The organism is Glycomyces artemisiae (assembly GCF_003002955.1).
Taxonomy (GTDB): Bacteria; Actinomycetota; Actinomycetes; order Mycobacteriales; family Micromonosporaceae; genus Glycomyces; species Glycomyces artemisiae.
The window spans coordinates 221,865-243,737 of record NZ_PVTJ01000009.1; the positions used below are offsets into that span (position 1 = coordinate 221,865).

Annotated in this window: 24 protein-coding genes; 11 read left to right on the top strand and 13 right to left on the bottom strand. The window is 71.7% G+C overall.

From position 1 onward, the window contains the following. Positions 1 to 266: 266 nt before the first annotated feature. The 3 genes from B0I28_RS21970 to B0I28_RS21980 all read left to right on the top strand — a co-directional run bounded on the left by B0I28_RS21970 (position 267) and on the right by B0I28_RS21980 (position 3,769). Positions 267 to 2,171: a DEAD/DEAH box helicase gene (locus tag B0I28_RS21970; RefSeq protein ID WP_219926914.1), complete on the top strand. Its 1,905-nt coding sequence runs from the start codon at positions 267 to 269 to the stop codon at positions 2,169 to 2,171. After that, complete coding sequence (locus B0I28_RS21975) at positions 2,168 to 2,743, top strand: SWIM zinc finger family protein (protein WP_106366000.1); 576 nt, start codon at positions 2,168 to 2,170, stop codon at positions 2,741 to 2,743. Before B0I28_RS21970 ends, B0I28_RS21975 begins: the two co-directional genes overlap by 4 nt. A gap of 69 nt (positions 2,744 to 2,812) precedes the next feature. Beyond that, on the top strand, positions 2,813 to 3,769 hold the full coding sequence (locus B0I28_RS21980) for a serine hydrolase (RefSeq protein ID WP_106366001.1): 957 nt from the start codon (positions 2,813 to 2,815) through the stop codon (positions 3,767 to 3,769). Here the strand turns inward: B0I28_RS21980 and B0I28_RS21985 are convergent. Continuing rightward, the gene (locus tag B0I28_RS21985; RefSeq protein WP_219926915.1) at positions 3,746 to 4,396 is read right to left on the bottom strand and encodes an HAD-IA family hydrolase; all 651 of its coding nucleotides are present in this window, start codon (positions 4,394 to 4,396) and stop codon (positions 3,746 to 3,748) included. The two genes, B0I28_RS21980 and B0I28_RS21985, sit on opposite strands and share 24 nt — an antisense overlap. 142 nt (positions 4,397 to 4,538) lie before the next feature. Here B0I28_RS21985 and B0I28_RS21990 point away from each other — a divergent pair, with 142 nt between their 5' ends. Together B0I28_RS21990 and B0I28_RS21995 are read left to right on the top strand one after the other, a co-directional pair. Beyond that, positions 4,539 to 5,063: a GNAT family N-acetyltransferase gene (locus B0I28_RS21990; protein WP_106366002.1), complete on the top strand. Its 525-nt coding sequence runs from the start codon at positions 4,539 to 4,541 to the stop codon at positions 5,061 to 5,063. Positions 5,064 to 5,119: 56 nt separating this feature from the next. Beyond that, positions 5,120 to 5,887 carry a class I SAM-dependent methyltransferase gene (locus tag B0I28_RS21995; RefSeq protein ID WP_106366003.1) on the top strand — a complete coding sequence of 256 codons (768 nt, stop codon included), beginning with the start codon at positions 5,120 to 5,122 and terminating at the stop codon, positions 5,885 to 5,887. A gap of 1 nt (position 5,888) precedes the next feature. Here B0I28_RS21995 and B0I28_RS22000 read toward each other — a convergent pair whose 3' ends face one another. From B0I28_RS22000 to B0I28_RS22020, 5 genes are all read right to left on the bottom strand, one after another. After that, the gene (locus B0I28_RS22000) at positions 5,889 to 6,560 is read right to left on the bottom strand and encodes a response regulator (protein WP_106366004.1); all 672 of its coding nucleotides are present in this window, start codon (positions 6,558 to 6,560) and stop codon (positions 5,889 to 5,891) included. After that, positions 6,557 to 7,759 carry a sensor histidine kinase gene (locus tag B0I28_RS22005; protein WP_106366005.1) on the bottom strand — a complete coding sequence of 401 codons (1,203 nt, stop codon included), beginning with the start codon at positions 7,757 to 7,759 and terminating at the stop codon, positions 6,557 to 6,559. Before B0I28_RS22005 ends, B0I28_RS22000 begins: the two co-directional genes overlap by 4 nt. Before the next feature lie 25 nt (positions 7,760 to 7,784). Continuing rightward, a complete protein-coding gene (locus tag B0I28_RS22010; RefSeq protein WP_106366006.1) occupies positions 7,785 to 8,603 on the bottom strand; it encodes an ABC transporter permease subunit in 819 nt (272 codons plus the stop codon). After that, a complete protein-coding gene (locus tag B0I28_RS22015) occupies positions 8,603 to 9,520 on the bottom strand; it encodes an ABC transporter ATP-binding protein (protein ID WP_106366007.1) in 918 nt (305 codons plus the stop codon). The genes B0I28_RS22010 and B0I28_RS22015 overlap by 1 nt, the downstream gene beginning before the upstream one ends. Positions 9,521 to 9,629: 109 nt before the next feature. After that, positions 9,630 to 11,225, bottom strand: a complete 1,596-nt coding sequence (locus tag B0I28_RS22020) for a bifunctional 3'-5' exonuclease/DNA polymerase (RefSeq protein ID WP_219926916.1) — start codon at positions 11,223 to 11,225, stop codon at positions 9,630 to 9,632. Between the two features lie 89 nt (positions 11,226 to 11,314). Between B0I28_RS22020 and B0I28_RS27440 the strand changes: the two genes are divergently transcribed. Continuing rightward, positions 11,315 to 11,458, top strand: coding sequence for a GPGG-motif small membrane protein (locus B0I28_RS27440; RefSeq protein ID WP_176953224.1), 144 nt, complete (start codon positions 11,315 to 11,317; stop codon positions 11,456 to 11,458). Between the two features lies 1 nt (position 11,459). On the opposite strand, the gene B0I28_RS22025 is transcribed toward B0I28_RS27440, so the two are convergent. From B0I28_RS22025 to B0I28_RS22050, 6 genes are all read right to left on the bottom strand, one after another. Further along, complete coding sequence (locus B0I28_RS22025) at positions 11,460 to 12,491, bottom strand: LacI family DNA-binding transcriptional regulator (RefSeq protein WP_106366009.1); 1,032 nt, start codon at positions 12,489 to 12,491, stop codon at positions 11,460 to 11,462. A 17-nt stretch (positions 12,492 to 12,508) separates the two neighbouring features. Continuing rightward, positions 12,509 to 13,444 (bottom strand): carbohydrate ABC transporter permease, encoded by a 936-nt coding sequence (locus B0I28_RS22030; protein WP_245889064.1) that lies wholly within the window; start codon positions 13,442 to 13,444, stop codon positions 12,509 to 12,511. Next, positions 13,441 to 14,394 carry a carbohydrate ABC transporter permease gene (locus B0I28_RS22035; RefSeq protein WP_106366010.1) on the bottom strand — a complete coding sequence of 318 codons (954 nt, stop codon included), beginning with the start codon at positions 14,392 to 14,394 and terminating at the stop codon, positions 13,441 to 13,443. The genes B0I28_RS22030 and B0I28_RS22035 overlap by 4 nt, the downstream gene beginning before the upstream one ends. 72 nt (positions 14,395 to 14,466) lie before the next feature. Next, the gene (locus B0I28_RS22040; RefSeq protein WP_106366011.1) at positions 14,467 to 15,726 is read right to left on the bottom strand and encodes an ABC transporter substrate-binding protein; all 1,260 of its coding nucleotides are present in this window, start codon (positions 15,724 to 15,726) and stop codon (positions 14,467 to 14,469) included. A gap of 74 nt (positions 15,727 to 15,800) precedes the next feature. After that, positions 15,801 to 17,216 (bottom strand): glycoside hydrolase family 16 protein, encoded by a 1,416-nt coding sequence (locus B0I28_RS28350; protein ID WP_106366012.1) that lies wholly within the window; start codon positions 17,214 to 17,216, stop codon positions 15,801 to 15,803. A 202-nt stretch (positions 17,217 to 17,418) separates the two neighbouring features. Next, entirely contained in the window at positions 17,419 to 17,883 is a 465-nt protein-coding gene (locus tag B0I28_RS22050) for a hypothetical protein (protein WP_106366013.1), read from the bottom strand. Positions 17,884 to 17,987: 104 nt separating this feature from the next. Between B0I28_RS22050 and B0I28_RS22055 the strand changes: the two genes are divergently transcribed. Beyond that, positions 17,988 to 18,713 carry a M50 family metallopeptidase gene (locus B0I28_RS22055; protein WP_219926917.1) on the top strand — a complete coding sequence of 242 codons (726 nt, stop codon included), beginning with the start codon at positions 17,988 to 17,990 and terminating at the stop codon, positions 18,711 to 18,713. Between the two features lie 121 nt (positions 18,714 to 18,834). Here B0I28_RS22055 and B0I28_RS22060 read toward each other — a convergent pair whose 3' ends face one another. Continuing rightward, entirely contained in the window at positions 18,835 to 19,743 is a 909-nt protein-coding gene (locus B0I28_RS22060; RefSeq protein ID WP_106366015.1) for an alpha/beta hydrolase, read from the bottom strand. Between the two features lie 320 nt (positions 19,744 to 20,063). On the opposite strand from B0I28_RS22060, the gene B0I28_RS22065 reads away from it, so the two are divergent. From B0I28_RS22065 to B0I28_RS22075, 4 genes are all read left to right on the top strand, one after another. Next, entirely contained in the window at positions 20,064 to 20,414 is a 351-nt protein-coding gene (locus B0I28_RS22065; RefSeq protein ID WP_106366016.1) for a hypothetical protein, read from the top strand. Positions 20,415 to 20,509: 95 nt separating this feature from the next. Next, complete coding sequence (locus B0I28_RS26980) at positions 20,510 to 20,656, top strand: hypothetical protein (protein ID WP_181245902.1); 147 nt, start codon at positions 20,510 to 20,512, stop codon at positions 20,654 to 20,656. Between the two features lie 311 nt (positions 20,657 to 20,967). Further along, entirely contained in the window at positions 20,968 to 21,177 is a 210-nt protein-coding gene (locus B0I28_RS22070; protein ID WP_106366017.1) for a hypothetical protein, read from the top strand. Positions 21,178 to 21,230: 53 nt separating this feature from the next. Beyond that, complete coding sequence (locus tag B0I28_RS22075) at positions 21,231 to 21,839, top strand: hypothetical protein (RefSeq protein WP_106366018.1); 609 nt, start codon at positions 21,231 to 21,233, stop codon at positions 21,837 to 21,839. The last annotated feature ends 34 nt before the right edge of the window (positions 21,840 to 21,873 follow it).

Genomic DNA, 21,873 nt, shown 5'->3' on the forward strand with positions numbered 1-21,873 from the left:
TCAATGTGGAGGGACGCGGTGCCGCGCTCGCGCGGCCGCGCGGCGGCCCTCCCGCGGACTTTGCTCTGGGGTTGACGGGGCGGGGCCGTCTGGAGCCGAAGCCGACGCGGGAGACCGCGGCGGCGGCCGCGGGCGGACCCGCCCCGTTTTCGTCCTCCCATTCCCCCGAGAAGCCCCCAAAACCGCCTATACCGGTCCGAGCGTTTGGGTCCGGGCCCGTGCTTGTGGCAAAATGGCACGTCTGCCTTCCCACCGTAGGAGCCTCGTTGCCACCCAGCGAACTGCACGCCACCTTCCTGCCCGACCACGCCTCCCCGGCCGACGGGCGGCTCCTGTTCTTCGGGGGCGGGCGGCCGGAGGCCGCGGTGGCCGAGCTCGGACTGCCCCCGGGCGACCCGGTCGCGGCCGAGCTGTACCTCGGCGGCGAGCTGGCGGAGGTCGAGGGCGTCGCGACGCCGGTCCGGCCGGTCCTGCCCGCGCTCACCCGCATCGCGTCCCGGCCCGACATCACCGAGTCCGTGGCCGTGTGGGCGCGCATCGCGAACGCCGTGGACGACGACAAGTTCGACGACCTCGACCGCATCGCGGGCGAGCTCCCGGCCGAGGGCCACAGCGCCCCGCACTCCGAGGGCCACGTGTGGACCGCGAAGGCCCTGGTGGGCGCCTTCGTCGAGTCCTACACCGAGCTGCTGCGCTCCGACTCGGGGCTCAACCTGCGGCTCATCACCGCCCAGCACGCCGACCCCGGCGAGGTCCGCGTCAACGCCGACCTGCGCAAGTACCAGTCCCACGGCATCGCCTGGCTCGAAGCCGCGGCCGACGGCGGCGCGGGCGTGATCCTCGCCGACGACATGGGCCTGGGCAAGACCCTCCAGTCGATCGGCCTGCTCGTGCGCCGCGCCGGGATCGCCCCGCACCTGGTGGTCTGCCCGACGTCCCTGGTCGGCAACTGGCAGCGCGAGATCGCCCGCTTCGCACCGCAGCTGTCGGTGCACCTGCACCACGGCCCGGCCCGCACGAAGTCCGCGGCGCCGCTCACCGACACCGACGTGGTCGTCACCTCGTACTCGATCGCCTTGCGCGACATCAAACTGCTGCGCTCCATCGGCTGGGACACGATCGTCATCGACGAGGCCCAGGCCATCAAGAACCACCGCTCGCGCACCGCCGGGGCCGTCCGCGACCTCACCGGCCGCGTCCGCATCGCCCTGACCGGCACGCCCGTGGAGAACCACCTCGCCGAGCTGTGGTCGATCTCCGAGTTCGTCAACCCCGGGATGCTCGGCATCCAGGCCGACTTCAAGCGCCGCTTCGCCGACCCCATCGAGATCGGCCGCGACCCGGTGGCCGCCGCGACGCTCCGCGCCCGCATCGACCCCGTCGTGCTGCGCCGCATGAAGGAGGACGTGGCCGCCGACCTGCCCCCGAAGATCGAGTCCGTCGTGGCCTGCACGATGACCGACGAGCAGGCCGGGCTCTACCGCGAGGCCATCCGCGAGGCGTTCGACGAGGGCCTGGGCGACGGCATCACCCGCCGCGGCCGCGTCCTCAAGCTCCTCACCCGCCTCAAGCAGATCTGCAACCACCCCGCCCAGTACGTGGGCGTCGGGGACGGCGACCTCGCCGAGCGCTCCGGGAAGCTCGACCGCGTCACCGAGATGCTCACCGAGGTCGTCGAGGAGGGCGACAAGACCCTCATCTTCACGCAGTACCGGCAGATGGGGGAGCTGCTGTCGCGCCACCTGGAGGCCGAGCTCGGCGTCGCCGCGCCGTTCCTCCACGGCGGCCTCGACCAGCCCGCCCGCGACAAGCTCGTCGACGAGTTCCAGACCGGCGAGGGCCCCGCGATCCTCCTCGTCTCGCTGCGCGCGGGCGGCACCGGCCTCAACCTCACCGGCGCGTCGCACGTCGTCCACTACGACCGCTGGTGGAACCCCGCGGTCGAGGACCAGGCCACCGACCGGGCGCACCGCATCGGGCAGACCCAGACCGTGCACGTCCACAAGCTGGTGACCGCCGGGTCCCTCGAAGAGCGCGTGGACGAGCTGCTCGCCCGCAAGCGGGCCATCGCCGAAGCGGTGGTCGGCTCCGGCGAGGACTGGCTCGGCGAGCTCGACGACTCCCAGCTCCGCAAGCTCATCGAACTCGACGACGAGGGAGGCCGCCTGTGAGCGACCCGTACGGCCGGACCTGGTGGGGCCGCAAGTGGTGGCGGGCCCTGGAGACCATCGGCCTGAACTACCCCGACCAGCGCATCGTCAAGGGCCGCGCCATCGCCGGGCGCGGCGCCGTCACCGGCCTCTCCATCGAGCCCGGCCGCGTCTCGGGCACCGTGGCGGACGGCCCCGGCGTCTACGACGCCGAGATCACCATCCCCGTCTACAGCAAGTCCGCCTGGACCGCGGGGCTGTCGGCCCTGTCGCTGTCGCCCTCGTGCGTCGCCGGGCTCCTCGCCGGACGCCTGCCCAAGCGCATCGACGACGTGCTCGCCGAGGCCGGGATGCGCCTGCTGCCCAAGAAGTTCATCACCGAGGACCACAACCGCATCACCACCTCCTGCGGCTGCGCCGACACCCGCGAGGTCTGCGCCCACATCATGGCCCTCGCCCTCGTCAGCGCCGCCCGCATGGACGACGACCCGTGGCTGGTCCTCCTCGTCCGCGGCGGCCCCACCCGCGACCTCGCCGGGCGCCTGCGCGCCGCCCGCCTCGCCAGCATGGAGGCCGCCCAGCCGGCCGCGTGAGGCGCGCTCTCATCGTTTCCTAACCCGGGCGCCATCCGGTGTTGAGGTTGCGCCCCTAACGTCCCGGCCATGCCGAACCAGCGCGACACCGGCATGGCGCGACTGCACCGCCGCACCCTGCTGCGCCTCGCCGTCCCGCTCGCGGCCGCCGCCGCGGCGGCCGCGGCGCTCCCGTCCCTCGTGGACGGCGACCCCGGCGGCTCCGCCGCCGCCGACACCACCACGCCCGCAGGCGATCCCGGCAGCCTCGGCGCGGGCACGGCCACCCGCGCCGCCGCCGTCGAGACCACCTACGCGGACCGGCTCGACGCGCTCCTCACCGAACGCGCCGAGGAACTGGCGGCCGGCTCCGGCGCCGACGTCTCCGTCGCCGCCTCCCGCGGCGCCCTCCAGATCGCCCATCGGCCGGACCTCCAGCACGACACCGCCTCGATCGTCAAAGCCCAGCTCCTCGTGATGGCCCTGCGCCACTACGGGACCGTCGCCGACGCCCCCGGCGCGCGGCTGCGCGCCATGATCACCGCCTCCGACAACGACGCCGCGACCGCCGTCTACGACGCCCTCGGCGGCGCCGACGCACTCGCCCAGGCGTGCACCGACTTCGGCATGACCGGCACCGAACCCCGCGAGGACGCCTGGGGCCTCACCGACACCACCGCCCCCGACCAGCTCACCCTGCTCGGCCACGCCCTCTACGAAGGCCTCCTCGACGCCGACCAGACCGCCTACGCCCGCGACCTCATGTCCTCGGTCACCGCCTCCCAGCGCTGGGGCGTCTCCGCCGCCGCGGCCGACGGCGAGGCCGTCTGGCTCAAGAACGGCTGGGACACCCGCACCGCCCTGGGCGGCCGCTGGGTCGTCAACTCCATCGGCGTCCTCGCCGGAGACACCGACGACCCGATCCGCATCGCGGTCCTCACCAGCGGCTCCGCGAGCCACGCCGACGGCATCGCCCTCGTCGAATCCCTCGCGGCCCTCGCCCGCACGACCCTCGACGGCGGCTTACGGCAGCCGGACCTCCAGTGACTGGCCCTCCTGGGCGACGGTGACGCCGGTGAGGTCGGGGATTCGGGGGAGTCCTTGCGCCGCTTCGCCGTCGTAGGCGCCGACCACGACGGTGGCGGCGCCCGCCGAGGACGCCGAGGTGAGGCCCGCGGGGGCGTCCTCGAACGCGACCGCGTCGGCCGCGTCGGCGCCGAGCGCGCGGGCGGCGAGCATGTACGGCTGGGGGTGGGGCTTGCCCTTGGTGACGTCGTCGGCGGCGATGAGGATCTTCGGGAGGGGGATGCCGACCGCGGCGAGGCGGCGCAAGGTGAGGGCGCGGGTCGCGGAGGTGACGACGGCCCAGCGGGCCGGGTCGAGGGACCCCAGGAGCGCGGCCGCGCCGGGGATCTCGCTGATGCCGTCGGTGCGGTCGATCTCCTCGGCCTCGATCCGGTCGGTCTCGGCGACCACGTCCACGCCGTGCGGCGCGAACTCCGCGACCACCTCGATCGTGGGCCGACCGTGCGCGACCGCGAGGATCGCCGCCGCCTCCAGGCCGTGGCGCCCCGCGAACCGGGTCCACGCCCGCTCCACCGACGCCGTCGAGTCGACCAGCGTCCCGTCCATGTCGAACAGCAGCACCGAAGCCGCCAGCACCGAACCGCCCATGACGTACCTCCCTAGAACCGACCCGCAACGGTACCAACGCAAGATGACGGTCGCGCTACATTCCGCGAGCCGAGGCGCGAACACGCCGTGCGCCGCGGGAATGCGGTTGCGGCCCGCGGACCGGTCCTTTAGCGTCGAAACCGTGCCAGAACTCATCGACCCGACCGTGCGGCTCACCGCCTCCTTCACCGAGGCGCTGCACGAGTTCATCGCGGAAGGAGGCGGGACCGGCGACTCCGGGACCGACTCGATCATCCGCAACTACCTGCGCCCCGGCGACGAATGGGCCGCCGAGTACGTCGCCGACGTCCTCGCCTGGCGCACCACCGCCCCGCCCGGGTTCGTCCCCTTCACGACCCTCTGGTGGGTCGACGGCGACACCTATCTGGGGCGCCTCGCGATCCGGCACGTCCTCAACGCGCACCTCCTCGACGTCGGCGGTCACATCGGCTACGACGTGCGCCCCTCCGCGCGCCGCCGCGGCCACGCCACCGCCATGCTCGCCGCCGGCCTCCCCGTCGCCGCCGCCCTCGGCATCGAGAAGGCCCTGCTCACCTGCGACGCCGACAACACCGCCTCCCGCAAGGTGATCGAGCACAACGGCGGGGTACTCGAAGACCGCCGCGGCGACAAGCTGCGGTTCTGGGTGCCCACCGCCGCCGACTGAACCGGGACGACCGCACGGGGCCGTCTGCACGAGGCCGTCTGCACGAGGAGGAGCCGATGAGGATCGAACGCGTCGACTACGACCGGACCCAGCACGCCGGATACGCCAAGGGCCGCAGGCTCCTCCCGTCGAGCCGCCGCGCCTGGACCCGGGCGTTCCGGACCCTCGCCGGGGACCGCCGCATCGCCCGCGTCGCCGACGTCGGCTCCGGCACCGGCCGGTTCACGCCCGCGCTCGCCGACGAGTTCGGGGCCGAGACCATCGGCGTCGAGCCCTCCGAGCGGATGCGCGAGGTCGCCCTCGCCGAGTCGGCGCACCCGCTCGTCACCTACGTCCCCGGCAGCGCCGCCGACCTGCCCCTGGACGACGCGAGCGCCGACCTCGCCCTCATGTTCCTGGTGTGGCACCACGTGCCCGACCGGCCCGCCGCCGCCCGCGAACTCGCGCGGGTCCTCGCGCCCGGCGCGCGGCTGCTCATCGCCACGACCCTCGCCGACCGCCTCAAGGACCTGCTGCTCTACCGGTACTTCCCGCGCACCCGGGATATCGACGCCCACGTCTTCCCGACGCTGCCCGAGACCGAGGCGGTCTTCCGCGACGCGGGCTTCGCGCCCGCCGGGCTCGTCGAGGTCCACCACCGCTCGGCCGACAGCCTCGCCGAGTACACCGAGCGCCAGCGCATGCGCGCCCTGTCGGTGTACGAGCACCTCACGGACGAGGAGTACCGGGACGGCCTGGCCGCGCTGGCCGCCGACGCCGAGCGGGAGACCGTCCCGCAGCCGGTGGAGGCCGAATGCGACCTGCTGGCGTTCACCCGCCGCTGAGTCAGCGCCCGTCGGGGGCGACCAGGCCCGTGTTGTAGGCGAAGATGACCGCCTGGACCCGGTCGCGGGCGCCGATCTTCGCGAGGATGCGCCCCACGTGGGTCTTCACCGTCGACTCGGCCAGGTGGAACCGGGTGGCGATCTCGGTGTTGTTCCAGCCCTTGCCGATCGCGGTGAGCACCTCCCGCTCCCGCTCGGTGAGCACGTCGAGCTGGGCGCTCAGGTTCGCCTCCTCCTCGCCCTCGACGGGGAACTGGTCGGCGAAGCGGTCGAGGAGGCGGCGCGTGAGCTTCGGGGCGACGACCGCGTCGCCCGCGGCCACGACCCTGATGCCGGCGAGCAGCTCCTCGGGCTGGGCGTCCTTGACGAGGAACCCGCTCGCGCCCGCGCGCAGCGCCGCGTACGCGTACTCGTCGAGGTCGAACGTGGTGAGCACCAGGACCCGGCTGCGCCCGCCCGCGGCGATGATCCGCCGGGTCGCCTCGATGCCGTCGACGCCGGGCATGCGCACGTCCATGAGGACCACGTCGGGCCCCAGTTCGGTGGCGCGGCGCACCGCGTCGGCGCCGTTCCCGGCCTCGCCGAGCACCACCAGGTCCGGCTGGCTCTCCACGAGCATCCGGAACCCCATGCGCTGCAAGGGGTGGTCATCAACGATGAGCAGCGAGGTCACCGGCGTTCCCTTCCATCGACGGGCATCCACAGCGCGACCCGCCAGCCGCCGCGGGCTTCGGGTCCGGCCACCATTGTGCCGCCGAACGCGGCCGCGCGCTCGGCCAGGCCCGCCAGGCCCCGCGACGTGCCCGCCTCGTCGACCCGGTTCCCGGTGTTCGACACGGTCACCGCCAGCCCCGACTCCCGGTACTCAAGGGACACCTCGGCCCGCCGCGGGCCCTTCGCGTGCTTGAGGACGTTCGTCAGCGACTCCTGGATCGTCCGGTACACGGCGAGCTGCTGGTTCTCCGACAGGTCCCAGTGCTCCCCGGACGACCGCAGCACCACCGGCAGGCCCGCCTCCCGCACCCGCTCCACCAGCGCGTCCACATCGGACAGGCCCGGTTGCGGCGCGAGCTCCACCTCCTGCGGGTCCTCGGCCTTGAGCACCGACAGGACCCGCCGCAGCTCCCCGAGCGCCTCCCGGCTGGTGCGCCCGATGACCTCCAGGGCCTCCTTCGCCTTCTCCGGCGACGCGGTCGCCGCGTACGCGCCGCCGTCGGCGAGCGCGTTGATGACCGCCAGGTTGTGCCCGATGATGTCGTGCATCTCCCGCGCGATCCGGTTGCGCTCGTCCGAGACGGCCTCGCGGGTCGCCTGGTCGCGCTGGGAGCTCTGGAACTCGCGCCGCGTGCGCACCAGCATCCCGATCGCCACGACGAACGCGAAGTACGTCACCCCCGACACGGTGAACCCGATGAGCCCCGGCGACGGCCGGTTCACCAGCCAGTCGATCAGCGACGGCACCGTCGTCACCAGCGCGGCCCACCACAGCAGCTTCAGGGGCCGCCGCAGCACCACGTTGTACAGCGCCACCGTGTACGCCAGGCCCGCCGCGATGCTCACGAAGCCCTCGCCGCTCGCGGTGATCCCCAGCGGGATCGTGATCGCCATCGGCACGGCCTGGCTCGCCAGCACCGTGAACGGGTACCTGCGCCGCCAGATCGTCGGGACCAGGAACAGGAGCGTCGCCACCGCCTGCGCCCAGGGGTGCGCGAACTCCATCTGCCCGACCGCGGCCGCGATCGCCCCGATGCAGCCGAAGAACGAGTACAGGAAGATGGGGAACAGATTCCAAAGCAGCGGGTGCCTGGAGTCGAACTCCGACACCCGCTGCCACAGACCCCGCTTGCGGGGGAGGTTCACGGCCTGCGCCACTACTGGACCTTCACACGTGGGATTGTCACACGTCCCGGCGCTTGAGCAGCACGCCCGCCAGCCCGTAGGCCACGACCAGCCAGATCCCCATCCACAGCCACGACTCGCCCACGCCCAGCGTCGACTGCGAGGTGTCCACGAGGATCAGCGTGTTCGCGACGTTGCCCGGCGCGTACGGGACCACGTCGGCGACCCAGTCCCACGGCAGGATCGTCGCCAGCTGCGGCAGGATCATGATCACGCCGATGTAGAACGCGATCGACCCGGCCGAGTTGCGCAGGATCGAGCCGAGCGCGATCGCCAGCAGCGCCAGGTACACGATCATCGCGACGTACCCGAACAGGGCCCGCAGCACGCCGTCGTCGCCCAGCGACACCGACAGCGCCGGGTCGTCGAGCAGGGCCTGCGACAGGAAGAACGTCACGAACACCATGGCGGAGAACAGGACCGCCACCACCGCGCCGTACACGACGGCCTTCGCCGCCAGCACCCCGAGGCGCTTGGGCGCGGCCGACATCGTCGACCGGATCGACCCGGTCGTGTACTCGCCGGTCACGGTGAGGATGCCGAGCACCGCGATGAACACCGAGCTCATCGACACGCCCGCCATCGCGAAGCTCAGCGCCATGTCCGCGCCCGCCAGGCCCTGGTCGGACGGGACGCTCGCGGAGATCAGGGCCCCCAGGCCCGCCGCGAACACGACCGCGCACAGCAGCACGATCCACGTCGAGCGCAGCGACCACAGCTTCGTCCACTCCGAGCGCAGCAGCCCCGCGCCGGTCAGCCTGTAGCCGCCCTTCGGCACGTAAGCGGCCGGTCGTTCGGTCATTGCGGCGGCGGTCATCACTTCGCCCCTTCCACGGTCTGTCGGTACTCCACCGAATCGGCGGTCAACTGCATGAACGCGTCCTCAAGGGAGCCGCGGTCGGTCCGCAGCTCGTGCAGGACCAGGCCGTGCGCGGCGGCCGTCTGGCCCACCACCGCGGCCTCGGTCCCGGAGACCTCCAGGACGCCCCGCTCGGGGCTGGCGATCGTGATGCCCGGGCCCGCGAGGTGCTCGGCGAGCCGCGCCGCGTCGGGGGAGACGACCCGCACCCGGGCCTTCCCGCTCCCGTTCACGAAGTCGTCCACCGTGGTGTCGGCCAGGAGCTTCCCCTGCCCGATCACGATGAGGTGCTCGGCGGTCTGCGCCAGCTCGCTCATCAGGTGGGAGGACAGGAACACCGTGCGGCCCTCGGACGCCAGGCCCTTGAGCAGCAGCCGGATCCACTTCACGCCGTCGGGGTCGAGGCCGTTCACCGGCTCGTCCAGGATCAGCACGGCCGGGTCGCCCAGGAGCGCGACCGCGATGCCCAGGCGCTGGCCCATGCCGAGGCTGAACCCGCCCACGCGCTTCCCGGCCACCTCGTGGAGGCCGACGAGGTCGATGACCTCGTGGACGCGCTTGGCGGGGATGCCGTGGGTGCGGGCGAGCGCCAGCAGGTGCTTGTACGCGCTGCGCCCGGCGTGCACCGACTTCGCCTCCAGCAGCGCGCCGACCTCGGTCAGCGGCGACTTGAACTGCGAGTAGTGCTGCCCGTTGACGCGGGCGAGCCCGCTGGTCGGGGCGTCCAGGCCCACGATGGCGCGCATCGTGGTGGACTTCCCGGCGCCGTTCGGCCCCAGGAACCCGGTGACGACGCCGGGCTTGACGGCGAACGTCAGATCGTCCACGGCCGTCTTCTTGCCGTAGCGCTTCGTCAAGTGCTCGATCTCGATCATGCCCCGAAATCTACGGCCAGCTGGAGGCGCGTTCATCGGTTTCAGGATCGATATTCGCAGACGCGAGTCGTACCCGGGTACTACGACTCCAGGAGAGGGTCGGGCCCGCCTACTTCGCCTGCGCGTAGGAGTCCACGACCTTCGGCCGGAGCGGAATCCGCACCGGCACGTCGCCGAACAGCGTCCGCGTGGCCTGCTCCGCGCACCGCTCGATCGCCGCCGACACCGCCGCCGCGTGCTCGGCGGGGCAGTGGACCATCACCTCGTCGTGCAGGAAGAACACCAGCTCGCCGAGGCCCTGCTCGTGCAGTTCGCGCCGCAGCAGCGCCAGGAGCACCAGCGCCCACTCCGCGGCCGTGCCCTGCACGATGAAGTTCCGCGTGAACCGGCCCCGCGACGCCGACGACTTCACGCCGTCCTCGGAGTTGAGCTGCCGCCACCACCGCTCCGACGGCGCCGGGACCGTCCGGCCCAGCCAGGTGCGCACGAGCCCGCCCTTCTCGCCCGTGCGCGCCGCCGACTCGACCCGCTCGAACGCGGCCGGGAACCGGTCCCGCATGAGCTGCACGAGCTGGCGCGCGTCGCCCGCCGTCCCCCCGTACATCGCCGAGATCAGCGCGATCTTCGCCTTCCCGCGCTCGCCGCCGAGGCGCGGCGCCAGCTCCGTGTACAGGTCGTCGGCGGCCGTCGCCGCGATCATCGCCCGGTCGCCGCTGATCGCGGCCAGCAGCCGCGGCTCCAGCTGCGCCGCGTCCGCGGCCACCAACTTCCAGCCGGGGTCCGGGCGGATCGCCTCGCGCACCGAGTGGGGGAGCTGCAGCGCCCCGCCGCCGTCGGTGCCCCACCGGCCGGTGTCGGCGCCGCCGACGATGTACACGGGGCGGAACCGGCTCGCCGTGCGCCCGGTCTCCCGGTCCACCGCGTCGTGCACCCACGCGTCGGCCCAGTTCCACCCGAACGCGCCCCACACGCGGGCGTGCTCGCGGTACGCCTTCAGCGCCTCCACGGCCGGGTGGTCGACCGAGTGCAGCTCCCACGCGTGCGTGGTCTTCACGTCGACGCCCGCCGCGTGGAACGCCGCGAGCACCTGCTTCGTGGAGTCCGGGTTCAACTGGTGCCCGAACGCCTCGGTGACCTTGTCGGCGAGCGCCTGGAGCTTGCGCGGCCGCAGGCCCTTCGACGGGCGCGGGCCCAGCAGGTCCCGCAGCAGCCGGTCGTGGACCTCCCGGTCGAACGGCACGCCCGTGCGCCCCATCTCGGCCGCGACCAGCGCCCCCGCGGACTCGGCCGCCAGCAGCGTCCCGAGCCCGGGGATCGCCGCGTTCGCGGTGCGCCGCCGCTGGTCGAGCCACGCCGCCTGGAGCCGCGTCAGCTCCGCGGGGCCGTCCACGGGCTCGGGCTCGCGCTCGAACAGCGTCCCGGCGTCGGGGTCGGACGCGACCACGTGCGCGGGCGGGTCGTGCGCCTCCACCCGCGAGAGGATGCGCTCGGCGAGCCGCAGGTCGCGGGCCCGGTCGAGCCGCGCGCCCGCGTCCATCAGCGGCGGGTAGTCCCGCGCCACGTCGGCGACGACCCACCGCGGCGGGCCCGCGGCCTCGGCCTCGCGTACGGCCGCGGCGAGGTCCCTGTGGTACGCGGGGTCGCCGCCGGGCAGGGCCATCGTCCAGCCCTCTCCGGCCCTCCCGGGCACCAGTGCGACCTCCACGCCCCAAGTGGACCACGCACCACCGACATCCGCGCCGCGCCGCCGTCGATTCCAGACATATTCACCGCGCCTATGGGTATCCGGACCGCATGGCACTCATACTCTGGATCCTCGCGGTCCTCCTCGTCGTCTACGGCATCTACATGATCTTCCGAGGTCAGGTACTCCTCGGGATCGTGGTGATCATCGTCGGGCTCCTCGTCGGGCCCGGCGGCGTGAGCGTCTTCACCTAGCTCACGCCGACTCGCGGACCACCAGCTCCGTCGGCAGGATCGTCATCGGCTCGACGTCGTGGCCTTCCAGGAGCCGCAGCATGGTCCGCGCCATGGTGCGCCCGATCCGCGCGATCGGCTGGCGCACCGTCGTCAGCGGCGGGTCCGAATAGGTCGCCAGGGCGATGTCGTCGAAGCCGACCACGGCGACGTCGTCCGGCACCCGCCTCCCGGCCTCGCGCAGCGCCTGGAGCGCCCCGTGCGCCATCAGGTCCGAGGCCACGAACACCGCGTCCAGGTCCGGCTCGTCGGCCAGGAGCTGGCGCATCGCGGCCTGCCCGGACTCGGCGGTGAAGTCGCCGACGGCGACGATCGCCCGCCGGTCCGCGGCCGCGAGCGCCGCCCGGTACCCGTCGAGCCGGGCCCGGCCCGCGACCATGTCCAGCGGGCCCGCGATCGTCGCGATCCGCCTGCGCCCCTGGGCGATCAGGTAGTCCACGGCCGCCCGGACCCCGCCGAGGTGGTCGACGTCGATGCACGGCGCGTCCAGCTGCGGCAGCCCGTTGCACACCACCGGCACGCCGCGGCGCATCATCAGCTCCGGCAGCAGGTCCGCGTCGTGGAGCGACGCGAACATGACGCCGTCGACGTGCCCGCCGACGGCGTACCGCTCGGCGCGCTTGCGGGCCTCCGCGGAGCCGGTCGTCATGAGCACCAGGAGCTTCCCGGCCGCGTCGAGCTCGGTGGCGACGCCGCGGATGACGCTGGGGAAGAACTGGTCGTCGGAGAACACGCGGTTCGGCGACTCGGGGAGGATGAGCGCGACCGAGTCGGTCCGGTGCGTCACGAGGGACCGGGCGGCGGCGTGGGGCACGTACCCGAGCTCGTCGGCCGCGGCCTCCACGGCCCGCCGGAGGTCCTCGTTCACCGTGGTCTGGCCGTTCACCACGCGGGAGACCGTGGCGCGCGACACGCCCGCCCGCTCGGCGACCTCCTCCAGCGTCGGCCGCCCCTGGCGGGGCCCCCGCACCGGCCCCGCATCCGCACGCGCCATCGCGTCCTCCGTCCCGTTCAGCCTTTGACCGCGCCCTGCATGATCCCGCTGATCATGTACTTGCCCAAGAGCGCGAACACCGCCAGCAGAGGAAGCGTAGCCAGCATCGTCCCGGTGAGCACGAGCGACTGGTCGGTGACGTATCCGCCCGAGAGCGTCGACAGCGCCACCTGCACGGTCTGGTGCTCCGGGCTGGAGAGCACGATGAGCGGCCAGAAGTAGTCGTTCCACGCGGTCAGGAACGTGAGCACCCCGAGGACGACGGCCGCGGGCCGGGCCGCGGGCATGACGATCTGCCAGAAGATCCGGAACGTCGAGGCCCCGTCGATGCGCGCCGACTCGATGAGCGAGCCCGGCAGCGCCCCGCGCAGGTACTGGGTCATGAAGAACACCCCGAACGCGCTGACCAGGCCCGGCGCGATCACCGCCCACAGCGTGTCGGTCCACTCCAGCTCCACCATGAGCATGAAGAGCGGGATGACGCCGAGCTGCACGGGCACCATCATGGTCGCCACGACCGACACCAGGAGCACCTTGGCGCCCTTGAACTCCAGCTTCGCGAATGCGAAGCCCGCGAGCGTCGAGAAGAACACCACCGACGCGGTGACGCTGCCGCTCACCAGGACCGAGTTGAGCAGCGCCGTCCCGAACGGGACGGTGTCGAACACGCGCTGCACGTTCTCGACGAGGTTCGCGCCCGGCAGCACCGGCGGCGGGACCGTGGCGAGCGCGGAGTTGTCGCGCGAGGCCACCACGAAGCTGTAGTACAGCGGGAACCCGGAGAAGAACAGGACGGCGACGAGCGTGAGGTACGCGAGGCGGCCGGGCTGCTCGCGCAGGGCGCGCAGGCGGGCCCGGGCCCGGCGGTCGGGTCGGCCCGGCAAGGCTGTGCGGCCCGGCCGCCGGGAGTTCGCGGGGGGTGCGGCGACGGTGTCGAGGTCGGCGGCGGTCACGAGGCGCTCCTGATGCGGCGGATGAACAGGTAGTTGAGGAGGGCGACGAGGACGATCACGGCGAACATCGTCCAGGCGACGGCCGAGGCGTACCCGAACTCGAAGCCGCGGTTGAAGCCGTGCTCGTACAGGTACAGCGTGAGGGTCTGGAACTGGCGGGAGGCGCCGCCGGTGACGCCGTTCTGCCCGCCGCCGCCGAACAGCTGCGGCTCGGCGAAGATCTGGAGCCCGTAGATCGTCGAGACGATCACGGTGAACACGATGGTCGGGCGGATCATCGGGACGGTGACGTGGAACAGCTGCTGCATCCGGGAGGCCCCGTCGAGGTGCGCGGCCTCGTAGACCTCGCGCGGCACGGCCTGCATGGCGGCGAGGTAGATGAGCGCGTTGTACCCGGTCCACTTCCACGCCACCATGACCGCGATGGCGACGTGCGAGGACGCGGTCCCGGCCTGCCAGTCGATCCGGCCGGCGCCGAGCGCTTCGAGGACCCAGTTGACGAGCCCGAAGTCGCGGCCGAACAGCTGGCTGAAGATGACGGCGACGGCGACCACGGACGCGACGTTCGGCAGGAGCATCCCCATGCGCCAGAACGTCTGCGCGCGCAGCCGCAGGGTGAGCACGTGCGCGAGCAGGAGCGCGGCGAGCAGCTGCGGGACGGTGGCGAGCACGAGGATCGAGAGGGTGTTGCCGAGGGCGTTCCAGAAGTACGGGTCGGTCAGGAGCGCCTCGTAGTTCCCGAAGCCGACGAACACGTGCTCGTCCGACAGGAGGCTCCACTCGTGCGTGGACACCCACGCGGTGAACGCCAGCGGGAACAGCCCGAACGCGGCGAACAGCACGAAGAACGGGGCGATGTACAGGTACGGGGAGGCTTTGAGGTCGAGGCGGTAGCGCAGCAGGCCCTTCGTGCCGCTGCTCGCGCCGGACCCCTTGGCGGCGATGGTCATCGGGTGGCTTTCCACTCAAGGGGCGGCGGGCCGCACGGCCCGCCGCCCCGCTCTGGGGCTGGAACGATTCGGCTAGAACGATTCGAGGTCCGAGAGCACCTGGCTCCACGCGTCCTCGGGGGACTGGCTGCCGTCCTCGATGCGGCCCAGGCCCTGGCCGATCGTGGCGAGCACGTCGCCTTGGAGCGGGCCCTGGTACTGGGGCCGCACAGCCGTGGCGGCGGCGGTGAAGATCTCGCCGACGGGCGCGTCGTTGAAGTACGCCTTGCTCAGGCCGGTGAGCGCCGGGTCCTCATAGAGTTCCGGGGTCGACGGGAAGTTCCCGGTCGCCTCGAACACCTTGAGCTGCTGCTCGGGAGCGGTGAGCCACTCGAGAAATGCGTACGCCTCCTCCGGGTGCTCGCCCTGCGCGGGCAGCACGAGGTGCGAGCCGCCCATGTTCCCGGCGCCGCCGGGCACGGTCGCGATGTCCCACAGGCCGGCCGCGTCGGGCGCGTTCGTCTCGATGTAGGAGGTCATCCACGCGGGGCAGATGATCGTCGCGAACGTGCCCTCGTTGAACCCGGCGTTCCACTCCGGGGTCCACGCGGTGAGCCGGTTCGACATGTCGGCCTCGATGGCCTCGACGGTGAGGTCCCACGCGGCGCCGATCGCCGGGTTGGACTCGACGATCAAGTTGTTCTCGCGGTCGTATACGCCCTCGTCGGCCTGTTCGACCATGGCGCGGAACATGTTCCCGGAGGACTCGAACCAGTACCCGCCGGTGTCGGCGGTGTACTGCTCGCCCACCGCGACGTAGTCCTCCCAGGACCCGGCCCACAGGGCCGAGACCTCGTCGCGCTCGACGGGGAGCCCGGCGGCCTCGAACAGGTCGCGGCGGTAGCACATCGCCATGCCGCCGACGTCGGTGCCGAGCCCGATGAGGGACTCGCCGTCGGCCGAGAGGGCCTGCTGCCACTTCCAGTCGAGCCACTGGCCTTCGAGCTCGTCGGCGCCGAGGTCGAGGAGGTTGTGGAAGCGGTCGGGCTCGGCGGTGTACTGCGAGATGTAGCCGACCTCCACGGCCTCGATGTCGGCCGCCCCCGAGCCGGTCGCGAGGTGCGTGGTCAGGTTCGTGTGGTGGTCGGCGAATTCGGAGATGCGCTCCTCGAACTCGATGTCGGGGTGGAGCTTCGAGTACTCCTCGTAGAGGGGGCCGAAGCCGAAGTCGCCGAACAGGCCCACGCTCAGGGTGATCTTGCCGTCGTCGTCCCCGCCTGAGCAGGCGGCGAGGCCCGCCGCGGTGACGAGGGCCGCCACGACACTGATCGCGCGGGTCGGTCTGGTTGTCATCACTGGTTCTCCGTTGTGTCGTCGGATGAGGGGTGCGCGGGCGGACGGGCGCCCGCCCGCGCGGCCGGCGCCTCTCAGTGCCGGAAGTAGAACTGGTCCACGGACACGAAGTCCTGGGACTGGCCGGAGGTGAAGGTCAGGTACACGTCGTGCGTGCCCGTCACGGACGCGACGTTGCCGGGGACGTCCCGCCAGGAGGTCCACCCGCCGGTGTTCGCCACGGCGAACGACCCGATCGGGGCGGCCGTGCGCGAGTCGATCCGCACCTCGACGAGGCCGCTCACCCCGCCCGCGGCCCCGGAGGCGACGCGGGCGACGAAGTCGAGCGGGCTCGACGACCCGAAGACCACGTCGTCGTAGCGCACCCAGTCGCCGTTGCCGAGCGGGCCGATCGCCCCGCCGGAGACCGGCAGGCCCGTCGAGGACCCGTCGAAGGAGGTCGCCTCCACCGAGGCGTAGGCGTCGCGGGTGCCGCCGCCCCCGCCGGGGGTGGTGGTCGGCTCGCCCGTGGGCTCGCCGGAGCCGCCCGCGGTGTAGACGCGCACGTAGTCCACGAGCATCGAGGCACCCGGATGCGTTGCGGCCGTAGGCGTCGCGAACCCGGCGACCCCGTCGGGGAACGCCCCGCCCATCGCCAGGTTCAGCAGCACGAAGTACCCGGCGTGGTTCGTCATCTGCGTCCACGTGTCCGCCGGGAGCGCGCTCTCGTTGACCGTGTGGAACAGCTGCCCGTCGGCGTACCAGCGCAGCTGGCCCGAGGCGCCCGAGTCGTCCCACTCGAACCGGTAGGTGTGGAAGCCGTTGTGGCAGGACCCGCCGCACTGGGTGGTCGCGCCGAGGCCGTTGAACTCGTTGCAGGGGCCGCCGGGGGCGACGCCGCAGTGGAGCACGCCGTGGGCGTTGGCCTGCCCGTTGACGTTCTCCATGATGTCGAACTCGCCGATGCCCGGCCAGTTCCAGTAGTTCCCGCGGAAGGGCGAGCCCAGGGCCCAGAACGCGGGCCAGTACCCGAGCGCGGCGTCGCCGCTGACCTGGGGGAGCTGGAGGCGGCCCTCGATGGCGAGGGTCCCGCCCGAGGGCGCCTTGAAGTCGGAGCGGACGGTCTCGATGCGCGCGGAGGTCCACGCGCCCGCGCCGTCGCGCAGGGCCGTGATCTTGAGGTTCCCGCTGCCGTCCATCGAGACGTTCGCGGGGTTGTCCGTGTGGGCGGCGATCTCGCCGGTGCCCCAGTTCGCGGGGCCGCCGGGATAGGAGTGGCCGAGGTCGAACTGCCAGTTCTGGGCCGAGGGCAGCTGCCCGGCCGACCCGTTGAACTCGTCGGCCCACACCAGGTCCCAGGTCTGGGCGGCGCCGACGTCGGTCTGCGCGTTCGCGTTGACGATGGCGAGGCCGACGCTCGCGATGAGCGCCGCGCCTGCGGTGACGGCGCCGATCGCGCGGGCCAGGCGCCGCCGGTTTCTCGTGGGTACATGGGTCTGAACGTCTGCCATGAAGGCTCCTCTGCCGGGGTGGAGAGATCGCTCTCTGCATGATGACCATGGAAATGGCGATCTTGAGAGAGCGCTCTCTCGCGTGGTCCAGAAACCCATTCGTACCGAACGGATAGGAACATGTCAATGGGTCGTGGCCGAAACGTTACCCGGATCGGCCCCGTCAGCCCATGTAAGCCCTTGCAGCCCAGGAGGTTACCGGTCAACCCGCGCCGCGGGACCCGTCCTCGCCCTCGATCTGCGGCGGACGCCCCGCCTCCTCGGCCCGGCGCCGCAGCTCGCCCATGCGCGCCTGCCGCTCCACCCGGAGCCGCTCCAGCCGCTCCGCGCGATCGCGGCGCTCGTGCGGCGACTCGGTCCCGCCGAGCATCCGCTTCTCCAGCCACTCCACGTGCTCGGCGTGCGCGGCCGCGTTGATCGCCCGCACGTCCTGGTAGGCGCCCCGCAGCGACTCCATCCGCTTGAGGGCGTCGTGGCACTGCGCGATGAGGATCTCGATGTCGGCGTGCTCGGCGTCGCCGGCGCCCTCCCGGCGCGCCTCCAGCCAGGCGATCCCCTCCCTGAGGCGCTCGCGCGCCTTCAGGTTGTGCATCGTCAGCTCCTCCACCAGCCGGTCCGTGGTCTCAAGGAGGCCCAGGTGCGGGTCGAAGCGGTCGTCGGTGCCCATGGGGCCGTCCTTCCACGAGGAGGTGCCTCTTCCTCCTCTACCATATGCCCGCCGCTAGGATCATCCTTCACCGCGCGTCCGTTTCACCCCGAAGACGAGGTCCTGTGGCACCGTTCGAGTCCGTCATCGACACCCTCACCCAGACCCAGACCGCCCCGCCGGTCTGGGTCGCGATCGCGTGCCTCGCAGCGGCCGCGGCCGCCGTCCTCTACGCGCCGGTCTGGCGCTGGAGCCGCGGCCTGGTCACCATCGCCCACGAGGGCGGGCACGCCCTCATGGCGGTCCTCATGCGACGGCGCCTCACCGGCATCCGCCTCCACGCCGACACCTCCGGCCTCACCTTCTCCCGCGGCAAGCCCACCGGCTTCGGCGCCGCCATGACCCTCTTCGCCGGGTACACCGCCCCCGCGCTCCTCGGCCTCGGCGCGGCGGCCCTCGTCGGCCAGGGCCGGATCGTCCTGCTCCTGTGGATCACCCTGGTGCTCCTGGCCGTCATGCTCGTGTTCATCCGCAACTGGTACGGCGCGCTGGCGCTCATCGTCGTCGGCGCGGGCGTGTTCGCCGCGACCTGGTACGGGAACGCCATCGTGCAGACCGTCGCCGCGTATGCGGGCGTGTGGCTGCTCCTGTTCGGCGCCGTCAAACCCGTCCTGGAACTCGGCACGCGCCGCCGCGGCGGCCGCGGCTCGGGCCAGTCGGACGCCGACCAGCTCGCGGGGATCACCCCGTTCCCGGCCGCGTTCTGGATCTTCCTGTTCACCCTCGCCACGGTCGCCGCGGCGTTCGGCGGCACCTGGATGCTCCTGCCGATCGGCGAGTGGCTCGCCTAGGTTCAATTCGGAGGCGCGAGGTCGGGCCCGCCGAGGACGAGCCCGGTGGCGTCGGTCTCAAGGCTGGCGCGTCGAGCGGGTGAACCTCTTCGGATGCTGACTGCGGGCCAGTCGGTAGACGTCAGGGGGATGTCGGCTCAGCGCGCTTGAGCAGGCCGTGCATCCTCATCCAGCTCACGAAGGAGCCGAACCAGTCGGTGCTGGTCGTCTCCTTCGGGTACATACCGAACCCGTGCCCGCCCTGCTCGTAGAAGTGGAGTTCCACGGGACGCCCGGCAGCGCGCCAGCTCTCGACGAGGGGGAACCCGCTCGGGTCCATCAGCCCATCGTCTGCGGCAAGTGCGATGAACAGCGGCGGCGCATCCTCGGGTGCCTCGAACGCCGCGAGCGGGCCGTAGATATTGCCGATGAATGCCGGGTTCGCATCCTCACCGACGAGTGCGGTGGCGACGGTGAGCATGGCACCGGCGGAGAAGCCGACCATGCCGACGCGCTCGGGATCGATCGTCCACTCGGTCGCCCGGCTGCGCACGAGCGCGAACGCTGCGCGCGCGTCGGCGATCTGAAGGTCCAGGGTGCGGAGCGCGGTGGCTGGGTCGTGCCGGTCCGATGGGCGCGGTCCGGCCAGCATCGCCCCGAGCGCCGCGGCGAAGTCGTCAAGACCCTCCGGGGTCGGCTTGAGCCGGTACTTCAGCACGAAGGCGGCGACGCCGCGGTCCGCGAGCGCGCGTGCAACGTCCCAGCCCTCGTTCTCCATGGACAGGGACATGAATCCTCCGCCCGGAGCCACGATCACGGCGGTGCCCGTGGCCTTGGCCGGATCCGGCAGGAAAGGGGTGAGCGTGGCGGTGCCGACGTTCCGAGCGAACATGCTGCCGTACTCGCTGTGCCATGCCTCTGGTGCCGAAGCCTCCGGCAACTGCCCGGTTCCGAGCTCGATCGCGTCGGGCTGAGCGGGGATCTCGATCGGCGTCATCCCGTGCTGCCTGGGCACCGCGGGTGCGTCGCCGGTGGCCGCGGTCGTGGTCATAAGCTCTCCGTTCGGGCGATGCGCAGAGAGAAGCGGTGCCCATACTCGGCGCTGAGCATAGCCGATACGCGCCAGTAGCGACCAACCTCTCGGTCGCCACGACGCCACGTGCGATCGCGCGGTCGACGTCCTGGCCGCCGGACGTCGTGAGCGGAGCGTCAAGGTTGAGAGCGCCGGCCTCGCCGGGTTTCGATCGGACGGGCAGTGACAACAGGAGGCTTCCTTGGCAGGTCTATCCGGACGCGGAGACCTGACCGACGGGCAATGGGCGCGGCTGCGCCGGACGCCGCCTCCTCGGCGCCTGGGACCTGCTGGAGCCGTTGACGACCGAAGCCCCTGCGACCCTCGACCGGACCTGGGGCACCGCGAGCACCGCCGCGGCCGACGGCACCACCGCGGCCGCCAACGGCTGGTGCACGTTCGACGGCACCACCGCCACCTACACCGACACGACCACCAAGTCCTGCAACGACACCGTCCTGCCGACCGACGGCACCGTCTTCGAGATCCTCGCTCAAGTAACACCCGCGGTCGAACGCCGTCTCCCGCGCGACCGGCATGCCGATCCAAGGCTCCAACGCCAGCGGAGCGACCTGGACGACGTTCGCGACCACCGGCACCCCCTCCGCGGGCTGGAACACGCTGACCCTGACCGAGCCCGTCGCCTATGAGGCCCTGCGAATCAGCGGCGGCAACGGCTACTGCAACGCGGCCGAACTCCAGTTCATCATCGCCGTGATCGACAAGACCGATCTCGCCGTCCACCTTGACGACGCCCGACTCGTGGACGACCCTCGCCACTGCCCGCGACGCCGCTCAAACGGTCGCCGACGACAAGGGCGCAACTCAAAAGGAGGTGGACACCGCCTCGGCCGTTCTCGCCGCGGACATAGCCAGCCTGGTCGCCGCCTGACCATCCGCAGGGCGGAGCCGAGAATCCCGTTCGCCCGCCCATGACGCCAGGTCGGAGGCTAAGCCTCCAACCTGGACCGACCGGGGTGGTCCAGGCGAACTCGGAGCGGATTAGAACCGCCGTTTCCGCCTTGAAAGGGCTTCCCTGTCGTTTCGACAGATCGCTGGTCACAGGCTCAAGCCTGTGTGAACCTGCTGGTAGATGGCTTGTTTCAGTTGTCAACTCCTGACTGAAGTGACCATGTTTCACCGAGGGCTGACACCCCCGTCTGCTACCACGGTGCTACCACCGGTTCCACATAGGAGGTACCAATGGGCTGGAGCGTTCCCCACGTCTCCAAGAAGGGCCGGACGACCAACAGAGCCTACTTCCGCGACATGCGCGGCGAGACCGTCTACGAGGGCACCTACGCCACCGAGAAGGAATCCGACAAAGCCTGGCAGGCCGCGGAAGCCCGCATCGCAGATCCCCTGCAAGGGCATCAAGCTACCGCGTCCCCGAGGTCGAGAAGGAAATCCTGACGGTCGAAGAGTTCGACGCCGTCCTCCTCGAGATCGCCGACTTCGAGGTGCAGATGCTCCTCGAGACCGACATCGAGACCGGCTTCCGCTGGGGCGAGCTGACCGAACTCCGCGCCGAGGACTGGCACTCCACCGAACGCACCTTCAAGGTCTCCCGAGCCGTCATCAAAGTCCGCCCCAACCTCGACCCCGACGGCCTCTCATTCCGCGTCAAGCCTTACCCCAAGGGCAAGAAGCCCCTTGAAGTCAAAGTCTCCGAACCCTTCGCCAAGAAAGTCGACCGCTACCTAGAGATCACCGGCAAGTTCGGAGACGACCTCCTCTTCACCTACGAGCCGCCCGAAGAACCCGCCAAACCCATCCCGCACCCCGACGACCTCGGCCTCACCCCGCCCAACGCTGCCGGCCGTCAGTACCGCCATGGCACCACGACGGCCTACCAACTAGCCAAGTGCCGCTGCGAGTTCTGCCGCGGCGCCTACGCCCAGTACCGAGCCTCGCGCCGCGCGGGCGGCCTTGACACGCACGACTCCAAGCAACCCGCCAAGAAAGCACTCAACCCCGAAGGCCACGTCCCAGGCTGGTGGTTCCGCCGCCACATCTGGAAGCTCATGCAAAAGGCTCTTTCGAGGGCATCATTGTCGCCGTGTCCTGTGACATAATGAGGGGGATAGGTTTGAGAGCGCGTATTGTCAC